Origin of the sequence: Streptomyces boninensis, from assembly GCF_048572725.1 — a bacterium.
Taxonomy (GTDB): Bacteria; Actinomycetota; Actinomycetes; order Streptomycetales; family Streptomycetaceae; genus Streptomyces; species Streptomyces boninensis.
In genome coordinates, this window is record NZ_CP183837.1 from 411,533 (window position 1) to 431,141 (window position 19,609).

The 19,609-nt window shown below is 70.5% G+C and carries 15 protein-coding genes and 2 pseudogenes; 3 read left to right on the top strand and 14 right to left on the bottom strand.

All coding sequences use genetic code 11. The annotated features are described in order from the left end of the window. Positions 1-4: 4 nt before the first annotated feature. The 9 genes from ACNNMR_RS01895 to ACNNMR_RS01935 all read right to left on the bottom strand — a co-directional run bounded on the left by ACNNMR_RS01895 (position 5) and on the right by ACNNMR_RS01935 (position 11,746). Positions 5-1,777: an ABC transporter ATP-binding protein gene (locus ACNNMR_RS01895; RefSeq protein WP_419992703.1), complete on the bottom strand. Its 1,773-nt coding sequence runs from the start codon at positions 1,775-1,777 to the stop codon at positions 5-7. Continuing rightward, positions 1,774-3,543 carry an ABC transporter transmembrane domain-containing protein gene (locus ACNNMR_RS01900; RefSeq protein WP_419992704.1) on the bottom strand — a complete coding sequence of 590 codons (1,770 nt, stop codon included), beginning with the start codon at positions 3,541-3,543 and terminating at the stop codon, positions 1,774-1,776. Before ACNNMR_RS01900 ends, ACNNMR_RS01895 begins: the two co-directional genes overlap by 4 nt. Further along, on the bottom strand, positions 3,540-4,742 hold the full coding sequence (locus tag ACNNMR_RS01905) for an alpha/beta hydrolase (protein ID WP_419992705.1): 1,203 nt from the start codon (positions 4,740-4,742) through the stop codon (positions 3,540-3,542). Before ACNNMR_RS01905 ends, ACNNMR_RS01900 begins: the two co-directional genes overlap by 4 nt. Beyond that, positions 4,735-5,589: an ABC transporter ATP-binding protein gene (locus tag ACNNMR_RS01910; RefSeq protein ID WP_419992706.1), complete on the bottom strand. Its 855-nt coding sequence runs from the start codon at positions 5,587-5,589 to the stop codon at positions 4,735-4,737. The genes ACNNMR_RS01905 and ACNNMR_RS01910 overlap by 8 nt, the downstream gene beginning before the upstream one ends. After that, positions 5,586-6,623, bottom strand: coding sequence for a FecCD family ABC transporter permease (locus tag ACNNMR_RS01915; protein ID WP_420000239.1), 1,038 nt, complete (start codon positions 6,621-6,623; stop codon positions 5,586-5,588). Before ACNNMR_RS01915 ends, ACNNMR_RS01910 begins: the two co-directional genes overlap by 4 nt. A gap of 71 nt (positions 6,624-6,694) precedes the next feature. Then, the gene (locus ACNNMR_RS01920) at positions 6,695-7,747 is read right to left on the bottom strand and encodes a FecCD family ABC transporter permease (protein WP_419992707.1); all 1,053 of its coding nucleotides are present in this window, start codon (positions 7,745-7,747) and stop codon (positions 6,695-6,697) included. After that, the gene (locus tag ACNNMR_RS01925) at positions 7,744-8,757 is read right to left on the bottom strand and encodes an ABC transporter substrate-binding protein (RefSeq protein WP_419992708.1); all 1,014 of its coding nucleotides are present in this window, start codon (positions 8,755-8,757) and stop codon (positions 7,744-7,746) included. The genes ACNNMR_RS01920 and ACNNMR_RS01925 overlap by 4 nt, the downstream gene beginning before the upstream one ends. A gap of 53 nt (positions 8,758-8,810) precedes the next feature. Then, complete coding sequence (locus ACNNMR_RS01930; protein ID WP_419992709.1) at positions 8,811-9,818, bottom strand: ABC transporter substrate-binding protein; 1,008 nt, start codon at positions 9,816-9,818, stop codon at positions 8,811-8,813. A 62-nt stretch (positions 9,819-9,880) separates the two neighbouring features. Then, positions 9,881-11,746, bottom strand: a complete 1,866-nt coding sequence (locus tag ACNNMR_RS01935; protein ID WP_419992710.1) for an SIP domain-containing protein — start codon at positions 11,744-11,746, stop codon at positions 9,881-9,883. Between the two features lie 200 nt (positions 11,747-11,946). Between ACNNMR_RS01935 and ACNNMR_RS01940 the strand changes: the two genes are divergently transcribed. From ACNNMR_RS01940 to ACNNMR_RS01950, 3 genes and pseudogenes are all read left to right on the top strand, one after another. Next, a complete protein-coding gene (locus tag ACNNMR_RS01940; protein WP_419992711.1) occupies positions 11,947-13,515 on the top strand; it encodes a helix-turn-helix domain-containing protein in 1,569 nt (522 codons plus the stop codon). 214 nt (positions 13,516-13,729) lie between these two features. Next, positions 13,730-14,356 (top strand): annotated as a pseudogene (locus ACNNMR_RS01945) (ATP-binding protein); the annotation flags it as partial. A gap of 1,216 nt (positions 14,357-15,572) precedes the next feature. Further along, positions 15,573-15,710 (top strand): LuxR C-terminal-related transcriptional regulator, encoded by a 138-nt coding sequence (locus tag ACNNMR_RS01950; RefSeq protein WP_419992712.1) that lies wholly within the window; start codon positions 15,573-15,575, stop codon positions 15,708-15,710. A 38-nt stretch (positions 15,711-15,748) separates the two neighbouring features. On the opposite strand, the gene ACNNMR_RS01955 is transcribed toward ACNNMR_RS01950, so the two are convergent. From ACNNMR_RS01955 to ACNNMR_RS01975, 5 genes and pseudogenes are all read right to left on the bottom strand, one after another. Beyond that, a complete protein-coding gene (locus ACNNMR_RS01955; protein ID WP_419992713.1) occupies positions 15,749-16,243 on the bottom strand; it encodes a GNAT family N-acetyltransferase in 495 nt (164 codons plus the stop codon). A 164-nt stretch (positions 16,244-16,407) separates the two neighbouring features. Beyond that, positions 16,408-16,506 (bottom strand): annotated as a pseudogene (locus tag ACNNMR_RS01960) (flavodoxin family protein); the annotation flags it as partial. A 111-nt stretch (positions 16,507-16,617) separates the two neighbouring features. Next, entirely contained in the window at positions 16,618-17,727 is a 1,110-nt protein-coding gene (locus ACNNMR_RS01965) for an SPFH domain-containing protein (RefSeq protein ID WP_419992714.1), read from the bottom strand. A 29-nt stretch (positions 17,728-17,756) separates the two neighbouring features. Further along, a complete protein-coding gene (locus tag ACNNMR_RS01970; protein ID WP_419992715.1) occupies positions 17,757-18,194 on the bottom strand; it encodes an NfeD family protein in 438 nt (145 codons plus the stop codon). Between the two features lie 226 nt (positions 18,195-18,420). Further along, a complete protein-coding gene (locus ACNNMR_RS01975) occupies positions 18,421-19,551 on the bottom strand; it encodes a PucR family transcriptional regulator (RefSeq protein WP_419992716.1) in 1,131 nt (376 codons plus the stop codon). Positions 19,552-19,609 lie beyond the last annotated feature (58 nt).

Genomic DNA, 19,609 nt, shown 5'->3' on the forward strand with positions numbered 1-19,609 from the left:
GCCCTCACCTGCTCGCGCTGATGTGTTGCCCGGCTTGCCACACCGCCCACAGCCGGGCGTATGTGCCGCCGGCGGTGAGGAGTTCGTCATGGGAGCCGGTCTCGATGACGCGGCCGGCGTCCATGACCACGATCCGGTCGCACGTGGCGGCTTGGGCGAGGCGGTGAGCGATCACGATGCCGGTCCGGCCGGCGAGGATCGCTTCCGAGGCGCGGTCGAGCCGCTCGGCGTGGGCGGAACCGGCCTCGGCGGTGGCTTCGTCGAGGATCGCCAGCTCGGGGTCGGAGAGGAGCAGGCGGGCCAGGGCGAGCTGTTGCGCCTGTGCCTCGGTGAGCGGATGTCCGCCGATGCCGAGCACCGTGTCGAGGGCATCCGCCGACAGGTCCAGTAGATCGGCTGCGCCGGTGGTTTCGAGCGCGGCGCGGACGTCGCGGTCGGTGGCGGCGGGGGCGGCGAGCGTGAGGTTCTCTCGCAGCGTCCCGGCGAACACGTGTACTTCCTGGGAGATCACCGCGGTGCGGCGGGGCCGGTTCACGGTCCCGTCGTCAGGCGGGTGAACGCCCGCGATCACGGAGGCGAGCGTGGTCTTCCCTGCCCCGGACGGGCCGACGATCGCGAGGTGCTGGCCGGCGGCGATGTCGAGGTCGATGTCGTCGAGTACGGGTGGACCGTCGGCGTAGTGGAACGCGACCCCGCGGAGCCGGACGGCGGTTGCTGTCTCCGTAACGTCTGCCGGGTCGGCCGGCGTCGTCGACGCGTCGGCCGCTTCCAGCGTCGGGATGGTGACCACTCCGATCATGCGGCTCAGCGAGGCGAGGGCCGACTGAAGGGTGTCGAAGACGAACAGCAGCTGGTTGACGGGCCCCAGCAGCCGCAGCACGAGCAACATGGCGGTCGTGGCTCCGCCGACAGTCGAAAGCCCATGGTCGACAAGGACGAAGCCGACGACGAGCACGGCGGCCAGGCTCAGGCATTCGCCGAGGTTGAGCCGGGCGTTGAGCATGCTCTGCACGGTGCGTGCCCGGATCGACTGCACCGCGACACCCCAGGAGTCCGTCAGCACGGCGCGATGACGGTGCTCGGCGAGCCCGAAGCCGAGCACGGTGGCGTAACCGCGCTGGGACTCGAGGATCTGCTGGGCACGCGCACTCATCGCCGCGCGCTCGGCCCGGTACACCCGAGGCCCGATGCGCAGGTACCACCGCATGGCGAGCGCGTAGACGGGCAGTACGACGGCGAACGCGGCCGCATAGGGCCACTCCAGGGCCGCGAGCCCGGCCAGCGACACGACGATGGTGAACGCGGTGACGGTGAACGCGGGGATCACCGCGGGGGCGGCATCGGCGACGGCCGTGACGTCGTCGCTGGACCGGGATATCAGGTCCCCGGTACCGGCGCGCTCGACGAGGTGCTGTGGGAGCAGCATCGCGCGGCTCACCAGCCGCTCGCGCAGCGCGGCGAGGACGGTGTGGTAGATGCGGGTGGCGTGCGCGATCGTCACCGCGGTGCCTGCGGCACCGAGGACGGCCGACAGCGCCATCACGCCCGTGACCGTGAGCACGGTGCCGAGATCCGCGGTGCCCGCCTGCACCCGGTCGACGAGATATCCGATCGCCACCGGCGGGATCAGGTCGACGGCGGTGCTGACGATCCCGGCCAAGCCGACGGCGGTGAGCCGGAGCCGGTCTCCGCGGCTGAGCAGCCACACCTCCCTGGCCGTCGCCCGGCCGCCCGCGACGGGCAGCGCGTGCCCGGTCGCAGCGGATGCCACGTTCATCCCACCGTCCTTCCGTGCAGGGGTGCGTCGCCGTCTTGCAGGGGTGCCTCCTCGGACAGGTCGACGACGCGGTCGCAGCGTCCGAGCAGCACCCGGGACGAGGCGATCAGCAGCGTCGAGCGGCCCGCGCGGACGCCGGGCAGACGCTCCGCGATCGCGTGCTCGGTGACCGGGTCCACCGCCGTGGTCGGGTCGTGCAGCACGAGTACCGGTGCGTCGCTCGCCAGTGCGCGGGCGAGCGCGATCCGCTGGCGTTGACCGCCGGAGAGGCGGTTGCCGTCCTCGCCGACCGGGAGGCCGAGGTCGGCGGCGAAGTCGTCGCACGCCGCGGCTCGCACCGCGGCATCGACCAGCTCGGACCCGCCGGCGCCGGCGGTGAGGTTGTCGCGGATCGTTCCGCTGAACAGTGTGGCCCGGTGCGGGGCGACCGTGACCCGGGAGCGGTATTCCTGCGCGGTCAGCTCTCGTGCCGGAAGCCCGTCGAGCCGCGCCTCCACCTCACTGCAGGCGCGCGGGTCGAGGAGCGCCCGCGCGATGCGGGCGGCGGTCCGGTCGTCGGCGCGCACTCCCACGAGCTCGCCCGGGTCCACCCGGATCGTCGCAGCCGGCGCGGCCACCTCCAGTACGGGCAGCGGCGCAACGACCTCCGCCCGTATCGCGTCGTCCTGTCCTGGCTTCTGACTGCCGTTGCCGCGCAGCACGTCGATGACGCGCGCGGACGCGGCGCGGGCCCCGGCGAGGTTGGGGATGGACACTCTCGCGATCGACTGGATCTGCGGCAGCAGCGCCTGCGTGAGGCCGACGGCGGCGATCAACTCGCCGATGCTCAGCCGCTCGTCCACGGCAAACCAGCCCGCCAGCCCCATCACGGCGGCGACGAACACGCCGCTGACCGCACCCGAGCCCACGAGGAACCTCCCAAGGAGCCCCGCGTTGCGCTGGGCCCCGACGAGGGTCTCCTGGCTCGCCTGCCGGTACCTCCTGGTCGCCTCGGCCTCGGCGCGTATCCCCTTGACCACCCGGTAGCCCGCGACCAGATCCGTGGCCCGCCCGACGGTGGAGGCCAAGAGCTCCTGGTACGCGCGGGTGTCCCTTGAGAGCCGCTCGCTGAGCACGCCCATCAGCCACACCGCGGCAGGCGCTCCGAGCAGCACCACGAGCCCCAGCAGCCAGTGCGTCGCCAGCAGCGATACGGCGATGAACCCGATAGCCGCGATCCTCGAGACCGGCATGATCAGCAGGATCACCGCGTTGGCCAGGCGGGCGACATCGCTGGTCATCACCGAGACGACGCTGCCGTCCGGCGCCCGGGCCGCGCCGCCGACCGGATGCAGCACGGCGGTCGACAGGGTGCTCCGCAGCCGGTGCTGCAGCAGCTGCACCGCATACGAGGTCAGCCGGTTCGCCAGCTTCGCCGCCACCGTCAACGCGATGTACAGGGCCACCAGCACGCCGAGCCACAGCACGAGCTGCGCCGCGTTCCCGGTCGCGAGCGCCCGGTCGATGGCGACACCCATGGCCACGGGGACCGCCGACTCGCCCACCTGCCACACGACCGCGAGGAGCATCGCCGGGACGGTGACCCGCTTCACCGAGAAGATCGCCCGCAGCAGGAACCGCCCCGGCGTCATCCCCGGCCCGGCCTCGAACGCAGGAGCCTCGACCGGTTCGGGGGGCGCCTGCAGCAGCACGAGCAGCCGGCGGGTCAGAGGTCCTCGCCCCAGTCCTGCGGTGTCGGCGCCCGCGACACACGAGGAGTCGCTCACGCGTGGCTCCCGTCCCTGCTCTTGAGCGGGAAGCACCAGAGCAGGGCGTCGGCGAAGAGTCCCCGCCACCATGCGTAGTCGTGTCCGCCGGCGAACTCCCGGTAGCGGGTGTCGTAGCCCTTCGTGGCGAGCACGTGGTCCAGCCACCGGCTGTGAGTGTTCGATCCCTCCAGCTCACCGACGTCGTGGAAGACGCGGACCGGCGCCGTTTCCGCGGCGAGGTAGTCGGCGATCAGTGTCGGTACGGGGGTGCGCCGCAGCAGCTCGCCGGCTCCGGTGCCCCACGTGAGGTCGGGGTGGTACCCGCACGACGGGGACTGGAGGATGGCGTTGCCGAAGGCACTGGGGTGATGCAGCGCTGTCCAGCCGGCGCACAAGCCGCCGAAGCTCTCACCGGCCAGCGCCACGTCGGCGGGGTCGCGCGCGAGCGGATACCGGCGGTGGAGCCACGGCAGCAGTTCTTCGACCAGCATCCGGGAGAACGCCGGATCGCAGAGCAGCTCCTTGTAGCGCTGCTGTCCGAGCTGGTCGACGAGGACCACCGCACAGGGCCGGATCAGCCCTGCCTCGACCAGGGCGTCACGCACGCTCGGCGCACTGTGTTCCGGTGTCCCGTCCAGGTGGATCACGAAGGGCAGTGCGCTGTCGTCCGAGGGCTCGCCAGGGGGCATCGAGACCCAGATGCGGCGTTCGTTGCCCAGGAACTCACTCGCCAGCACGGCGGAGTCCATCGCCGGGGCCGGCCGCGCTTCGGCCTGGTCGAGCCAGGGCAACGGCGCCGCGTCGGGCAGCACGGCCGCCGAGGCCCCGGAGAACCGCTCCACCGAGCACTCCGAGAACCTCGGCGGCGGGTTGAACGGGTCCGGGACCTGCTCGACCGCGCCCGTACCCGTCGGCCCACGTCGTGTGAACACGTACGAGAAGCGCAGGTCGGAACGTATCCGCAGGGTGAGCACGCGAAACGGGGTGCCCGCCACCGAGGTGAACTCCGTGCCGATCGGGTTGAAGCCGACTCTGGGGCCGATCACCACCGAGAGGGTGACCGTCGAGTCGGCTCCGGGCTCGTCGACGAAGGTCACCTCCACCTCGTCCGCACAGACCCGCTCGACAAGCGGTGTACCTGTCTCCTGGAGATGTCGTCTGAACCTCTCCGGACTCCACTCACCGGTCGACAGCTTCTCGACAGCCGGATCAGACATGTATCGCGCTCTCCGCATCGGTGGTGTCAGCGGACCGGTGCCGGGTTCGTTCGCGGCCGAGCGGCACCACCTGTGGGCTGCCGGCCACCGGATCGCGCGTCACCAGGCAGCGCAGACCGAACACCTCCTCGACCAGTTCGGCCGTGACGACGTCGTCCGGAGTGCCCTCGGTGACCACGGCGCCGTCCTTCATGGCGATCAGGTGGGTGCCGTAGCGGGCGGCGTGGTTCAGGTCGTGCAGTACCGCGACCAGGGTGTGGCCGGCGTGGTGAAGGTCGGTGAACAGCTCAAGGAGCTCGATCTGGTGGGTGATGTCGAGGAAGGTGGTCGGTTCGTCGAGCAGCATGATGTCGGTGTGCTGCGCGAGCGCCATCGCCACCCACACGCGCTGGCGCTGCCCGCCCGACAGCTCGTCCACCGGCCGCCCGGAAAGGCCGGTGACCGAGGTCTGGCGCATCGCCCTGAGCACGGCCCGCTCGTCGGCCTCGGTCCACTGCCGGATGAACCCCTGGTGGGGGTACCGTCCCCGGGCCACCAGGTCGGCGACGGTGATCCCGTCCGGGGCGATCGAGCTCTGCGGCAGCAGTCCGACCCGCCGCGCCACCTCTTGGGTCTTGTACGAGTTGATGTCGCCGCCGTCGAGGACGACACGCCCGGCCGACGGCTTCAGCAGTCGGGACAGGCCGCGCAGCAGGGTGGACTTGCCGCACGCGTTGGGGCCGACGATGACCGTGAACGACTCGTCGGGGATCGCCACCGAGAGGTGTTCGGAGATGATCCGCTTGTCGTAGCCGATCGTCGCCGACTCCACACTCAGGCGCGCGGTGCCGGGCGGGTTCGCGCTCACAGGCGTCTCCTTGCTTCGGTGAACAGCAGGTATCCGAGGTAGCCGCCGCCGAGCACGACGGTGATGATGCCGACCGGCAGCGGGGTGGGGGCGATGTGCTGGGCGAGGTAGTCCGACACCAGGCACAGCAGCGCCCCGACGAAGGCGGCGGGAGCGAGGGTGATTCCCGCGCTGCGGACGAGCCGGTGTGCGATCTGCGGGGCGACCAGGGAGACGAACAGGATCGGTCCCGACGCGGCCGTGACCGTCGCCGTCAGCGCCACTCCCACCAGGATCAGGCCCAGGCGTACGGGCGAGACCCGTACCCCTTGCGAGGCGGCCACTTCGTCGCCCAGCTGCATCTGCCGCAGCGGCCGGCTCAACATCCCGGCCAGCAGCAGGAGTACGGCGATGCAGGCGCCGCCGACCACGACCTGGTTCCAGGACACGCCGTTGAGCGACCCGGCACCCCAGGCGGCCGCGGACATCGCCTGGTCGAGGTCGGCCTTGAGGATCAGCCAGGTGTTGAGCGAATCGAGCATCGCCGATACGCCGATGCCGACGACGATCAGCCGGAACCCCTTCACCCCTCGCCGGTAGGCGAGCACGTACACGGCCAGGGCGGTGGCCATCCCGCCCAGCAGCGCCCCGCCGGCCAGTTGCGCGTAGGTGCCGTTGACGACCAGGATCACGACCAGCGCGCCGGTGTAGGAGCCTTGGGCGAACCCGATGATGCCGGGGTCGGCGAGCGGGTTGCGCAGCAGCGACTGGAAGACCGCCCCGCTCACGCCCAGAGCCGCGCCGAACACCAGCGCCGCGGCCACCCGGGGCAGCCGCCACTCGACCACGAGCTCCTGGACGAAGCCGGTCTCCCGGCCGGTCAGTGCGGCGAGCACCTGCCCGGGACTCAGCGCGTACGAGCCGGTCATCAGCGCGACCACCGCCATAGCGGCGACCGCGAGCGCGAGCACCGTGCAGACGACGACCGAGCGCCACTGGAGCCGGACCGCGATCCGCCGGCGCCGCAGCACCAGCACCGGCCGCCCGAAGTCCACCCGCGGAGTGGGCGTGCCCGGCTTCACAGTCGGCTCGCCTTCTTCCGCCCGCAAAGGGCGCCTGTTCGTGTTCACAGTCCGCTCGCCTTCTTGCGCCGCACCAGCACGACGAGGACGGGAGCGCCGACGAAGGCGGTGACGATACCCACGGGGATCTCGCCGGGTCGTATCACGACGCGGCCGAGGATGTCGGAGGCCAGCAGCAGGCTCGGGGCGAGGAGGACGCTGTAGGCGAAGATCCAGCGTTGGTCCGGGCCGACGATCCAGCGGGCCACGTGCGGCACCATGAGTCCGACGAATCCGATGGGGCCCGCGATCGCGGTGGCGCCACCGGCAAGCAGGGTGAGTGCGATCACCGCGAGCACACGCGTGCGTCCCAGCCGGACCCCCTGGGCGACCGCAAGCTCATCACCCAGAGCCAGCGCGTTGAGCGGGCCCGACACCGCGAAGGCCAGGATGAGTGCCACCGCGAAGAACGGCAGGATCGGCCACAGGACGTCGAGCGGGCGACCCGTGATCGACCCGGCGTTCCAGTACCGCATCGCGTCGAAGGCATCCGGGTTGGTCAGCTGGAGCGCCTCCCTGACGCCGCCGAGCACGGCGCCGACACAGACCCCGGCGAGCACCATGACCACCGGCGAGGAGCCCTTCCGTGTCGACCCGAGGGCGAGCACCAGGAGCGTGACGATCAGCGCGCCCACGAACGCGAACCCCATGTAGCCCTGCGCGTCGCGGACGCCGAGCACGCCCACGGCGACTGTCACCGCGAAGGACGAGCCGGCGTGGACGCCGAGTACACCCGGATCGGCCAAGGGGTTGCGGATGAGCGCCTGGATCAGCGCGCCCGACAGACCGAGTGCGACGCCGGTGACCAGACCCACGATCGTGCGCGGCAGCCGGAAGTCGCGGACCGCGAACTGGTCAGGGTCGGCAGACGGGTTGACCAGTGCGTCCCAGGCCACCGACACCGGAATCGACTTGGTGCCGACCATGACGCTGAGCACCATCACCACGAACAGCACGGCGAGGGCCGCCACAAGACCGGCGACACGGCGGCGGCGATAGGAGACCGAGGGCCGCGGCTCTGCGGTGAGAGCCGCCGCCCTTTCATCCACGAGCTTCATCCTGCCTCGGACAACCTTCCGAGCTTCTCCTTGAGCGACTTCACGTTCGGGACCTTGCTCGCGTAAGTCGACGTCTGGTTGCACTGGACTCCGAGCGCCCGGCCCTCCTTCACCTGCGGAAGCGACTTCCAGATGTTGCTCTCCAGCACGGGCTCGAACTCGGGCTTCACCTTCCCGTCGGCCTCCAGCGGATAGAGCAGCACATCCGCGTCCGCCACGGTGTCGCCGAGCTTCTCCATGGACAACTCCTTGGCCAGATCTCCGTTGGCCGGAGCCTCGGGGACGATGTCAAGGCCGGCGTCCTCGGCATAGGACGTGCAGTACGAACCGGGGTACTCCAGGCTGAGCGTTCCGGCCTGCTGGGAGAAATTCCCTCCCCAGCGCTGCAGGGCCATGAACGTCGTGGACTTGAGGACCTCGGCGTGCTCTTCCTTGATGTCGGAGATGAGCGCGTCGTACTCGGCCTTGCCCGCCTCGAAGGTGTCCACCGCGTTGACCACCTCGGCGAGGCGCTTGACCTGGGTCTTCCACCTCTCGTTGCTGAGTTCGATGAAGACGGTCGGGGCGATCGACTGGAGCCTCTTCTCGTTGTACGAGTCTCCCGTCAGCACGTGCTCGGGCTCATAGACGACGATGAGGTCCGGCTTGAGGCCCGCGACCTTCTCGTAGTCGACCTCGTCGCCGACCTCGACGACCGACTCATTGACCTTCGCCGCCTCCGGTGGGAGCCAGGCAAGGTTTCTCTTTGTGGCCCGCTCGCCGAGTCCGACGGGCTCTACGCCGAGGGCCAGATAGGTCTCCGGCGAGCCGAGCGCGACGACCCGCTTCGGGTCGGTGGGGATCTCGACCGTTCCGTTGTCGGCCTTGAAGCTGCGCGTCTGGCTCGCGGCGCCCTGCTTGCCGGCCGGTGTCTCCTCGGGGCTGCCGCCGCACGCGGTGAGGACGAGCGCAGCGCTTACGATCGCGGCGGCAAGGGTCGTGCCGCGCCGCCTCAGGGGTGTCAAGGTCATCGCCGTGTTCTTCTTTTCCTTCGTTGTTGCGGAGTGAGGGTGCCGACGGTGTGCTACTTCGGAGGGAGCGTCGCCATAGCACGGTCGAACGAGTCCAGGTACCGCAGGACCGGCCCGTAGGAGTTGTTGCCGGGGCAGAAGACTCCGAGCGCGCGACCGGAGGTCACGGTGGGCAGCGCCTTCCAGGTGCTGGTCTTGGTCACCGGCACGAAGGGCTCGGTCGGCCGGCCTTCGGCGTCGACGGGGTAGGTGATCACGTCGTACTTGGACAGCTCACCGATCTGCTCGAACGGCAGGGACTCGTACGCCAGGGGGTCCTTGCCCTCGGCCGCCTCGGGCAGGTCGAGGCCGATGTCGTCCCGGGCGATCTCGGAGCAGCCGATGTCCGCGATGTAGAACGTTCCGGGATCGCTCCAGTCCCCCCGGGAGACGTCGACGAACTTGGTGTCGTCGATGGTCTTGCGGTAGGTCGCCTTGATCTTGGCGACCTTCTTCTTGAACTTCGCCTTCTGCCGGCCGAGTTCGTCCGTGACGTTGCCGGCCTCGGCGATCTCGCTGGTAAAGCCCTTCCACTCGGTGTCGAGCCCCCAGAACACAGTCGGGGCGATCGACTCGAGTCGCTTGCCGACCTTGTCCCAGTCATTCGAGTGGAACTGGACCAGGATGAGGTCCGGCTTGAGGGCGGCGAGCTTCTCGAGGTCCACGTCACCACCACTGCTGCCGACGACCTCGGCCGCCTCGTACGCGGTCTTCTGTTCCTTCGGCAGTACGTCGAGTTCGGAGCCGGGCACCTCGGTGACGCCCACCGGCTTGCCCCCCAGATCGATGAAGGGGAAGTTCGTGTTGCCGATCGTGACGATCCGCCGGGGTTCGGCGGGGATCTCGACGGTGCCGTTCTCGGCCCGGACGCTGCGGGTCTTTGCGGCGTTGTCGCCGCGGGTCCCGGCGGCCTTGCCGCCGGTGTCGTCGCCGTCACCGCCGCAAGCGGTGAGCAGGAGCGCCGCGCTGATCAGCGCGGCGGCAACGGCCGTGCCGCGCCTCGTTATGGGGGTGCTGCTCATGGTGGTGGTCTTTCTCTTCTTCCCCGGGGAGGGTTTCCCGGGGTGGAGGGGAACGGAGGGGATTACTCAGCGGTGGCGCGGACGAGTTCGTGGACGGTGACGCCCATGCCGACGGTCCGCGCCGGCCTGCGCATGAGGCCGGCCCGGGCGATGACGGCATCCAGCTCCGCCGCGGTACGGAGGCCGGAGCCGTGGCAGACCAGGCCGATCAGGTCCTCCTCGCCGTCGTGCTCGTCGAGGTCGTCGGTGTCGAAGACCTCCTCGATCAGCAGCACTCGTCCGCCGGGGGTGAGGTTCTCGGCTGCACGGCGCAGCGCGTGAGCGGCGTCGGCGTCGGGCAGCGTCTTGAAGGCGCGGCTGATGAGCACGGCGTCGGCTGCCGGGCCGGGCTCGAAGACGGACTGCTCAAGGACGCTGACCCGCGTGCGCTCCCGCTCGTCGGGGATCGTGGCGGGCAGGTCGCGGCGCAACCAGTCGGCCTGGGCGGGCAGGGCGCAGATCGTCACGCGCAGGTTCTCGTGGGCCGCGACGTACTCACGGGCGTGCGCGCCGGCGCCACCGGAGTGGATCACCAAATGCCGGACTCCGGCGAGCAGGCCGGACGTGGCAATCGGGCCGGCCAGTGCGGGCTGGAACTTCGCCAGGCGCTCCAGGTAACGGTCCTCGTGGTCCTGCTCGGCTCGCACCTCGGCGAAGGTCTGACCGGTGACCGAGGCGTAGGCGGCCCGCCCGGTGCGGACCGACTCCGTCAGTCCGTAAATCCCGAGCATCTCGCGGCCGACCACCCCGGCGGAGTCGAGACGGTCGGCGATGAAGTCGAGGGTGAGGACATCGCCGACGGGTGTCAGGGCGTAGCGACACGGTTCCGTCTCGGTCACCACGTCCAGGGTGTGCAGGTAACGCAGCAGCTTGCCCAGAGCGCGCTCGTCGGCGCCGGCCTTGGCGGCCAGCTCGGCCACGCCGGTCACGCCACGGGAGATCAGGTCGGGGACGCCCAGCTCGACGGCCGTACGGATCGCGATCGGCGCGACGAGCTCGGTCAGGTCGTGGAGCTTCTTGAACGGGGTGACCGTCCTCTCCGGGTCGGGCACCGCCCCGTCGGTCTCCAGGGCGACGACCGCGGACCGGCGCCAGTAGCCGGCGAAGTCGATGTCCTCCTTGGGCACGCCACGGTCCTCGACCAGGTGCCGGCGGATGTCCCGTACCGCCGTGTGCTCACCGGCCAGCCACACGAACGTCTGACCCGGCCACCACTGCGTACCGCGGACGGCCTCGGTGAGGGGAGACCCGGTCCCGGCCGCGGGGCCGGAGCGGACCAGCCATGTCACGTCCACCCCGGGCAGCTTGCACAGCTCCTGGCGGTGGGCGTCCTCGGCGATCTCGATGAACACCTGCGCCCGGGCGTCGGACGGGAGCTCGTCGAGCAGGCGGCCGATCGCGGGGAGTGCGGTGTCGTCGCCCGCCACGAGCCACCAGTCGGCGCCGACCGGGAACGCCTTCGACGTGCGCGGGCCGCTGAGGTGGATCCGGTCCCCCGGCCCGGCGCGATAGGCCCATGTCGTTCCCACGCCCACCCCGTGCTTGACGAAGTCCACGTCCAGCTCGCCGGCCTGGGGGTCCCACCGGCGGACCGTGTAGGCCCTCGACAGCGGTCGAGGATCTTTGGGCACGATCAACTTCGCCTCGCCCTGGACCGGGAGCACCGGATCGCTCTGCCCCGGGTACGGGAAGTAGAGCCCGATGTCGTCGTCGAAGCCCTCGGATTCGAAGGCCGGCCGCACGAGGCCGTCCGGGGTGGTGAACGTGCGCAGTTGTGCGCCGCTCAGCGTGACCCGCCGCATCCCCGTGGTGAGGTCGACGCTCCGGACCACCTCGACCTCACGCAGGGTCGGCGGATGCACGGTGAGCCGGCGCGAGGTCTTGGGCATGCGGGAAACCAAACTTTCTCATCGCTTCGAGGGAAGGATTCGCACGCCGGCATCGGGAGGGCGCGCGCAGGTAAGGTTAGGCGAACCTTACCTCGTAACGTGTGCGCAGACTGCCGCATAGTTAGGACATGGCCGTGCCTTCATCGTTCGCCACCGGTTCCGGCTCCCCTCCGCCGATTCCGGGCGCGCGGTGGAGTCCGGTGGACGCGCCCCTCCGACCGCTGCTGCTGTGGGTGCGCACCGGCACGGCACACGTGCGCCTCGACGAAGGGCCGGTGCTCCGCCTCGAGGCCGGCGAAGGCGTCTGGATTCCCGCGGACGGCCCGCCGGAGCGGGCGATCACCACCGAGCCGGGCACGGTCGCCTTCCCGCTGTGTCCCCACGCCGGCGCCGGCGTCCGGGGGTCGCCGGCACTGACGCGGTTCGACATTCCCAGCGGCTGGCAGGACTGGCTGATCCAGCTCTTCAACCTGCAGGTCACCCCGTTCAGCGGCCGCGGGTATCCCCCCGAGGCCATCAAGGAGCTCCTTCGGCGCCCTGGCGCGCGCCCGCCGGCGCCCGCCGTGGGCGGGCGAGCGGCAAGCCCAGCGGGGTTCGCCTCGCCCGCGATGCCGCGAGCGCGCGGCGCCAGAGCGGTCGCCGAGGAGCTGATGCACGACCCCGGGCTCGGCCTCACCGTCGAGCGATGGGCAGCGCGGGTGCTCTGCAGCGCGCGCACCCTTCGCCGTGACTTCCTCGCCGACACCGGCCTTACGTTCGAACGGTGGCGGCTGCTTTGCCGGCTCGGCGCCGCCGTGGAGTTCCTCGCCGCCGGTTACGACGTGGACCAGGTGGCCGCCCTGGTGGGCTTCGCCAGCCGCAACGGCCTCACCCGGGCCTTCAAGGGACAGTTCGGACTGACCCCCCATGAGTTCGGACGGGGACTGTTCGCCCGGCCCGGCGCCGGTCGGCTGACCCAACGGGCGGCGGCAGCACGGCAGACCGACGACCTGATCCGGATGATGCGCGAGACGGACACGCCCGCCGCGCCTGAGATCCTGCCCGCGGCCAGCACGCCGTCACACACCAACGACATCCACGTCCTCAGCTGGATGTACCGAGGCAGCGGGTACCTGGACATCGGCGACCAGCACTACGAGCGGGAGCGAGGCATGGCGACCTGGATCCCGGCAAAGCTGGAGCATGTCACCGGCCTCCGCGAGAACTCCGTCTCCCTGCCGCTGGGCAACGCGAGCACCGCCGATCTCCACCTGACCGCGCCGCTGCAGGTGCGGTTCTCACCCGCGTGGGACGACTACTTGATGTTCTGCTCGATCAGCGCCCGGTCCCCGCTGCGTCCCGACGACCACGACCCCCGGCACATCCTCGACCTCTTCGCGGAACAGGTCGCCGCGCAGCGAGCGCTGTCGGTGCCGATGCCCACCGATCCACGCGCGCGTGCAGTCGCGATGGAGTGCCTACGTCGTATCGGCGAGCCCGGCGGGACGCGTGATGTCGAGGCTGGTGGTACGCACGATGTCGATGTCCATGCCGAGATCCACCGCGCTTTCCGCGACGAGACAGGGATGACACTCGGCCGCTGGCGTTACGCCGCCCGCATGCGCGTCGCCCGCGACCTGCTCGCCGGGGGCGCCCCGCCCAGCACCGTCGCGCGCCGGATCGGTTACGCCCACCTCCCCACATTCAGCGCCGCCTTCTCCCGCTTCCACGGACTCTCCCCACGCGAATACCAGGAAGGCGAGGCGGCCAACAGCCGCTCAGAGCACTGACCGCGCCGCTTCGTCCCCCGAACGGGTGGGCCGCCGGTTTGCCTCCCGCGGCAGACTGGTTCAAGGCGCTCCCATTGGCACGAACGGTGCCGGGCGCGCCTCGGGGAGGGTGAGATCAGTGACGGCAAGCCCTGGTGACACGTGGGCGTGGGCGCGGACCGGCGCCCAGTACGAGCCCACCGATTTCATCGGCCGCAGGGCCGAATTGCGGGCGGTGGCCGAAGCGCTGCGACAGGCCCGGGTGGTGACTTTGAAGGGGCCGGGCGGGATCGGCAAGACGCGGATTGCGCTGCGGGCCGGGCACCGGGCGAGCGGCGAGCTGGCCGACGGGGTGTCGTTCGTCGAGCTGAGCGGTCTGCGGGACGCCGATCTCCTGCCGAACGCGGTCGCCGCGGCCGTCGGGCTGCCGGAGACCGAGGCCAGGGAGTCGATGGACGCCCTGCTGGCGTACTTCCGCGACAAGCGCGCCCTGCTGGTGCTCGATACGTGTGAGCACCTGGTGGATGCCGTCGCGGTCTTCGTCGACATCCTGGTGCGCAATACGCAGCACCTGGTGGTGTTGCTGACCAGCAGGCAGCCGGTGTCGCTGCCCGGCGAGTACGTCCTGCCGGTGCCGCCGATGCCCGAGCCGGACAGCGACGCGAGCGAGGCCCGTAACGACACCGTCGCGCTGTTCGTCGCGCGGGCCAAGGCGGCCCGGCCGTCGTTCGTGTTCAGCGATGACAATCGTGCCGAGGTGATCGCCCTGTGCCGGCGGCTGGACGGGATACCGCTGGCGATCGAACTGGCCGCGGCGCGGCTGCGGACGATGACGCTGGAGCAGATCCTGCGCCGGCTCGACAGCCGGCTGAAGATCCTTACCGGTGCCCGGTCCGCGCAGGCGCGGCACTCCACGCTGTGCGCCACGATCGAGTCGAGCCACGAGCTGTGCTCGCCGGTGGAGCAGGAACTGTGGGCACGGCTGTCGGTGTTCGCCGGTGGCTTCCCGATGGTCGCCGTCGAGGACGTGTGCGACGGCGGGGAGCTGGACGGCCACGACGTGATCGAGGTGCTGCTCGGGCTGATCGACAAGTCCGTGGTGCAGCGGATCGAGGACGTCGAAGAGGACCGGTACCGGTTGCTGGACACGCTCGCGGAGTACGGCGCCGAGCGGCTGGAACACAGCGGCCGGACCGAGGTGTTCGCTGCCCGTCACCATGACTTCTTCCTGCGCCTGGCGACCCGGGCGGTGGCCGCCGAAGCGGACGACATACGACCATGGCCTCGCCCTGTTCTACCCCACCTACTTCGGCGCGTTGCAGTCCGACCCGGCGATCCAGAAGGGGTCGTCCGGCTTCGCGCCCTCGCGGACGAACTCGACGACGACTTCCTGCGCGCCCGCGCCGCCTACACCCAGGCGATGGGGGAAGCCATCTGGGGATCCACGAAAGAGGCCGTGGAGCAGTGCGTCCGGGTGCACGCGCGAGCCGGCACCACCGGCGATCCGTTCTTACGGACAACCACCAGCCTCGCGATCACGCTCCTGAAGGCGGCGCACGGCGACCCGCAGGGCGCGCTCGCAGCGACGGAGCAAGGCCTGAACAGCCTGGCGCACATCCCGAAGGAGACTTACAACCGCAACCTGTTGCGGTCGACACAGGTCCTGTGCCTGCTGATCCTCGGCCGCATGGGTGAGGCGCGGGATCTCGGCCGGTCCGCCCTGCCCTCCATTATCGAGCAGGGCGACGATCTGGGCCTGGGCAACATCATCGAGTATCTGGCGTGGGCGACGGCCGCGGACGAGGAGCACGAGCTCGCCGCGACCCTGCTCGGCGGGGCCGGGGCGGTCTGGCGCAAGATCGGGCAGCTGCTGTGGGGCGAGCCGGGCCTCAAGGCCCTGCATGACCAGTGCGAGCAGACTCTGATCCAGGCGCTCGGCGCGGAGCGCTTCACCCGGCTGTACAGCGACGGCGCCGCGCGCCCCGTACCGGAGCTGGCAGCGCTGGCCATCGGCCGGGCGGCCGCCGTACCGGCTCATCGCCGAGGGACTCAGCAACCGGCAGATCGCCGAACGCCTGGTGATCTCCAAACGGACCGCCGACGCCCACACCGAGCACATCCGCACCAAACTCGGCATCCGCTCCCGCACTCAGGTCGCCATCATGATCGGCACCAGCAAGCCTGATCAGCCCACGGAATCCGAGCCGACCGAGTAGCTCGCCGACAGCCTCCAAGGATGGTGCAAGGGTGACGTCTAGGTCGTGCCCGGAGGGCCTTGGCGGTGGTCCGGTAGGTTGCGCCGGAAGCCTTCTGCGGTGGGCTTGAAGCCCGTGGCCCGGTAGAAGGCGTGTGCCTGAGCCAGTCCTTTGGATGACAGGAGTTCCAGCCGGCAGCAGCTGAAGTCTTGGGCGGCGTCGGCGACGGCAGCGATCAGTGCCTTGCCGACTCCCTGGTTGCGGTACCGATCGCTGACCACGAGATAGTCCAGGATGGCGTGCGGGGCGGTTCCATCGAGCAGGCTGATGACCAGTACGAGGTCGGCGATGCCGATGACTTCTTGCTGTGCGGTGGCGACCAGCACGATGCGGTGGTCCTGGTCGAGGAGGTCATTCCAGACCTGCTCGTCGTGCCTCGTCGGCGGGGCTGGTGGCGCGTCCGGGTGCCAGCTCGGTGCGAGCTGGGCCAGCAGCGCGGCTACTGCGGCGAGATCGCCAGGTGCGGCTCGGCGGATGCCGACGTCGAAACTCATCGGGAGTGAGGGTAGTGGCCCGTGGGACCAAGCCGTGGGCCTGCCGGTGAGGCCGGCTGGTCTTCGTGGCGTCGCGCGCCGCGGAACCCTCAAATGAACACGCGTCAGCGGACGCCGTCTCAGCGATCTTCTTGAGGATCACCACTTCGCGAACTGCGCAGGTGTCAGCGGTAGTCGGGGGTGGGGAAGTCGAAGCGGCAGCCCGCGTCCCACTCGGAGCGCTGGCTGCCGTGTACGGGGATGCCGCCGGCATCCTGGAGCAGGCGGTCGTGGTCGACAGCGCGTGCGTTGCTTACGCGTTGTTGAGGCTCCTTATCGGGCGCGCCGGGTCAAGAGCGCGCTGCCCCGCGGGGCGGTGACGGCGGCCGTGCGGGTCAATCGCCGGACGTCTGCCTCTTGCCCGGCACCTGGGGCGACCGTGCCGCTTCGGCCTCGGCCTTGGCGTCGTTCACCGCGGCGGCAGCCTGCTTCGCCGCCTCGTCGGCCGCCGCGGCAGCATCCAGCGCCAGCGTCGAGCCTGCCTCGAGCTGCGGAGTCGCGCCTTCACCCGACGTGTCGGCGGCGTCAGCGGTGGCGGCTTCCGCCGGTTGCGGAGGCGCGGGAGGTCCCGCCGTTGACTTGTCGCCGAACGCCGTGGTGACGGTGCGCACCGCCTCGGTCAGCTCTCCCGGGATCACCCAGAACGTGTTGTTGTCGCTGCGCGCCAGGTGCGGGAGCGTCTCCAGGTACTTGTAGGCCAGGACCTTCGAGTCGGCGTTGTTGCGATGGACCGCCTGGAAGACTCGCTCCACCGCCTTCGCCTCGCCGTCCGCCCGCAGGATCATCGCCTGCTGTGTGCCCTGGGCCTCCAGGATGTCCTTCTGCTTCGTGCCCTCCGCCGTGAGGATCTTGGCCTGCCGCTCGCCTTCCGCATGCAGGATGGCCGCCCGCTTGTCCCGCTCGGCCCGCATCTGCTTCTCCATCGCTTCCTGGATCGTGCGCGGTGGGTCGATGGCCTTGATCTCGACGCGGTTGACCCGGATGCCCCACTTCCCGGTGGCGTCGTCGAGTACGGAGCGGAGCCGGGCGTTGATCTCCTCGCGCGAGGTGAGCGTCTCCTCCAGGTCCATGCCGCCGATGACGTTCCGCAGCGTGGTCACCGTGAGCTGATCGATCGCCTGCAGGTAGTCGGCCACCTCGTACGCCGCCGACCGCGGATCGGTGATCTGGTAGTACAGCACCGTGTCGATGTTCACCACGAGGTTGTCCTCGGTGATCACCGGCTTGGGGTCGGAGGAGTACACCTGCTCGCGCACGTCGAGTTTGGTGTTGATCCGGTCCGCCACCGGCAGGACGAGATTCAGTCCGGGCTGCAGCGTACGGCGATACCGGCCGAACCGCTCGATGTTGTAGCGACGCGCCTGCGGAACGATCCGCACGCTGGAGGCCACGAGGAAGACGACGACAATGGCCGCCACGAGAATGGGGATGAGAACTGGATCCACACTGCCTCCGTCGCTCGGTGCTCAGCCGTTCAGGGAAGTAGCTCGCGGGGGTAGACGACCGCGGTGGCGCCGTCGATCTCCATGACGTCCACCCACGCCCCTACCGGGATCACCTGACTGTCGTCGAGAGCCCGGGCGGACCATTCCTCGCCGGAGAGTTTGATCAGGCCCCGGGTCGCGGTGACTTGCTGCAGGACCTCGGCCCGCTTGCCGATCAGCGCGTCGGTTCCGTCGCGGGTGAGGGGCTGCTGTGCCATATGCCGCAGCGCGACCGGCCGAAAGACGAGGAGGCCGCCCGCCGCCGTCACCCCGAGGGCCACGAGCTGGCCGAGAAGGCCGATGCCCACCCCGGAGACCACGGCGGCCACCAGTGCGGCGCCCGCCATCAGCCCGAAGACGAGCGTCAGCGTGAGGAACTCCGCGGCACCGAGCGCCGCGGCGGCGAGCAGCCATACGAACCACGGCATCGAATCGCCCTCCGCTCAGGGGACTTGCCCACCACGCTACCTCCCGGAATACGCGCGAGAACAGATGTGTCCCGCCGCGTTGAGCGGCGTGCGTCCCACCGGACGGGACGAGGGGCGCAGATTGCCCGGAGCGCGGCAACGTGCCGGGAGTAACGCATCCAGCTGCGGGAGCACGCCGGGCCGCTGCGGGCGCAGCTGGAACTGCGCATTGTGCACCTTGGCGCCGCTAAAGCTCCGTTTCCGGCCAGCCGAGGAGGCGGGCGCCCATGGCGGCGGTTTCCAGGGTGTAGCGGTGCAGGCCTTCGGAGATGTCGTAGCCGGTGAGGGTGTTGATGCGGGCCAGGCGGTAGGTGAGGGTGCGGACGCTGATGTTCAGGCGGCGGGCGGCTTCGGCGCCGACGTAGCCGGAGGCGGCGCAGGCGTGCAGGGTCTCCAGCAGCGGTCCGGCGCCGCCGCGGGTGTCCGAAAGCGGGCCGAGGACGGTGCGTACGAGGTCGGCCATGGCGGCGCGGTCGCGCAGCAGGACGGGGAAGACCAGCAGGTCGACGGCGTTCAAGCGGCGGGTGGGCACGCCCAGGCTGTCGGCGATGTCGAGGGCGCCGAGGGCTTCTTCGTAGCTGCGTACGACCCCGCCGGGGCCGCTGTGCGGGCGGCCGACCGCGATGCGGTGGGCGCCGGTGTGGCCGGGACCCGGGCGCTCGGCGAGGGTGGCGAAGGCGTCGAGTACGGCCTGCTCGTCGTTGGCGGCGACGCACACCAGGCGGCCTTCCTTGGTGGTCAGCAGCACGTCGCGCTCGCCGAAGCGGGCCAGCAGTTCGCGTTCGATCCGGCGCACCAGCGGGTGGACGTCGTCGAAGCCGCCGTCGGCGGCGTCCGGCCCGCCGCAGGCCACGGCCACCGCGTGTGCGCGGGCCAGGCGCAGGCCGAAGCGTTCGGCACGCTCTGCCAGCCGGCCGGGGTCACTGCGCCCGTAGAGCAGATCGTCGATGAACTCGCGCCGCTCCGCCTCCGCCTGCCGCACCGCCAGCCGCACGGCACGGTCATGGCCCTCGCCGAGCGCTGCCACCGCGGCCTCGAGTATCGCCAGCACAGCGTCTCCGGTACGGGCCCGCTCCCCCGCCCCCGCGGCCTTCGCCACGCCGGGCAGCTCGCTCCACAGCCGGCGGGTCTCGGCGACGTACAGGCCGATCAACTCGCGCAGCCCGTGTCCGGACTCGCCTGCCTTCTCGCCCAGATCGCGCAGCGCGTCCAGCTCCTCGCGGCGGGGCAGCCGGCCGGTCACGGAGACCTCGGCGAGCAGCTCGGGGTACGCAGCGAGGAATTGTGCGGATATGTTCGCGTCGCGCGCCTTGCCCATATCCTCGACCCCCTGGTTCCCGCGATCGCCGCAACCGGGAGCGCCGCTGATTGCCGGT

Coding starts and splice junctions, on each gene's coding strand:
- ACNNMR_RS01895 (WP_419992703.1), bottom strand. CDS start 1,777: ATGAACGTGGCATCCGCTGCGACCGGGCACGCGCTGCCCGTCGCGGGC.
- ACNNMR_RS01905 (WP_419992705.1), bottom strand. CDS start 4,742: ATGTCTGATCCGGCTGTCGAGAAGCTGTCGACCGGTGAGTGGAGTCCG.
- ACNNMR_RS01920 (WP_419992707.1), bottom strand. CDS start 7,747: ATGAAGCTCGTGGATGAAAGGGCGGCGGCTCTCACCGCAGAGCCGCGG.
- ACNNMR_RS01925 (WP_419992708.1), bottom strand. CDS start 8,757: ATGACCTTGACACCCCTGAGGCGGCGCGGCACGACCCTTGCCGCCGCG.
- ACNNMR_RS01930 (WP_419992709.1), bottom strand. CDS start 9,818: ATGAGCAGCACCCCCATAACGAGGCGCGGCACGGCCGTTGCCGCCGCG.
- ACNNMR_RS01935 (WP_419992710.1), bottom strand. CDS start 11,746: ATGCCCAAGACCTCGCGCCGGCTCACCGTGCATCCGCCGACCCTGCGT.
- ACNNMR_RS01955 (WP_419992713.1), bottom strand. CDS start 16,243: ATGAGTTTCGACGTCGGCATCCGCCGAGCCGCACCTGGCGATCTCGCC.
- ACNNMR_RS01970 (WP_419992715.1), bottom strand. CDS start 18,194: ATGCCGTGGTTCGTATGGCTGCTCGCCGCCGCGGCGCTCGGTGCCGCG.
- ACNNMR_RS01975 (WP_419992716.1), bottom strand. CDS start 19,551: ATGGGCAAGGCGCGCGACGCGAACATATCCGCACAATTCCTCGCTGCG.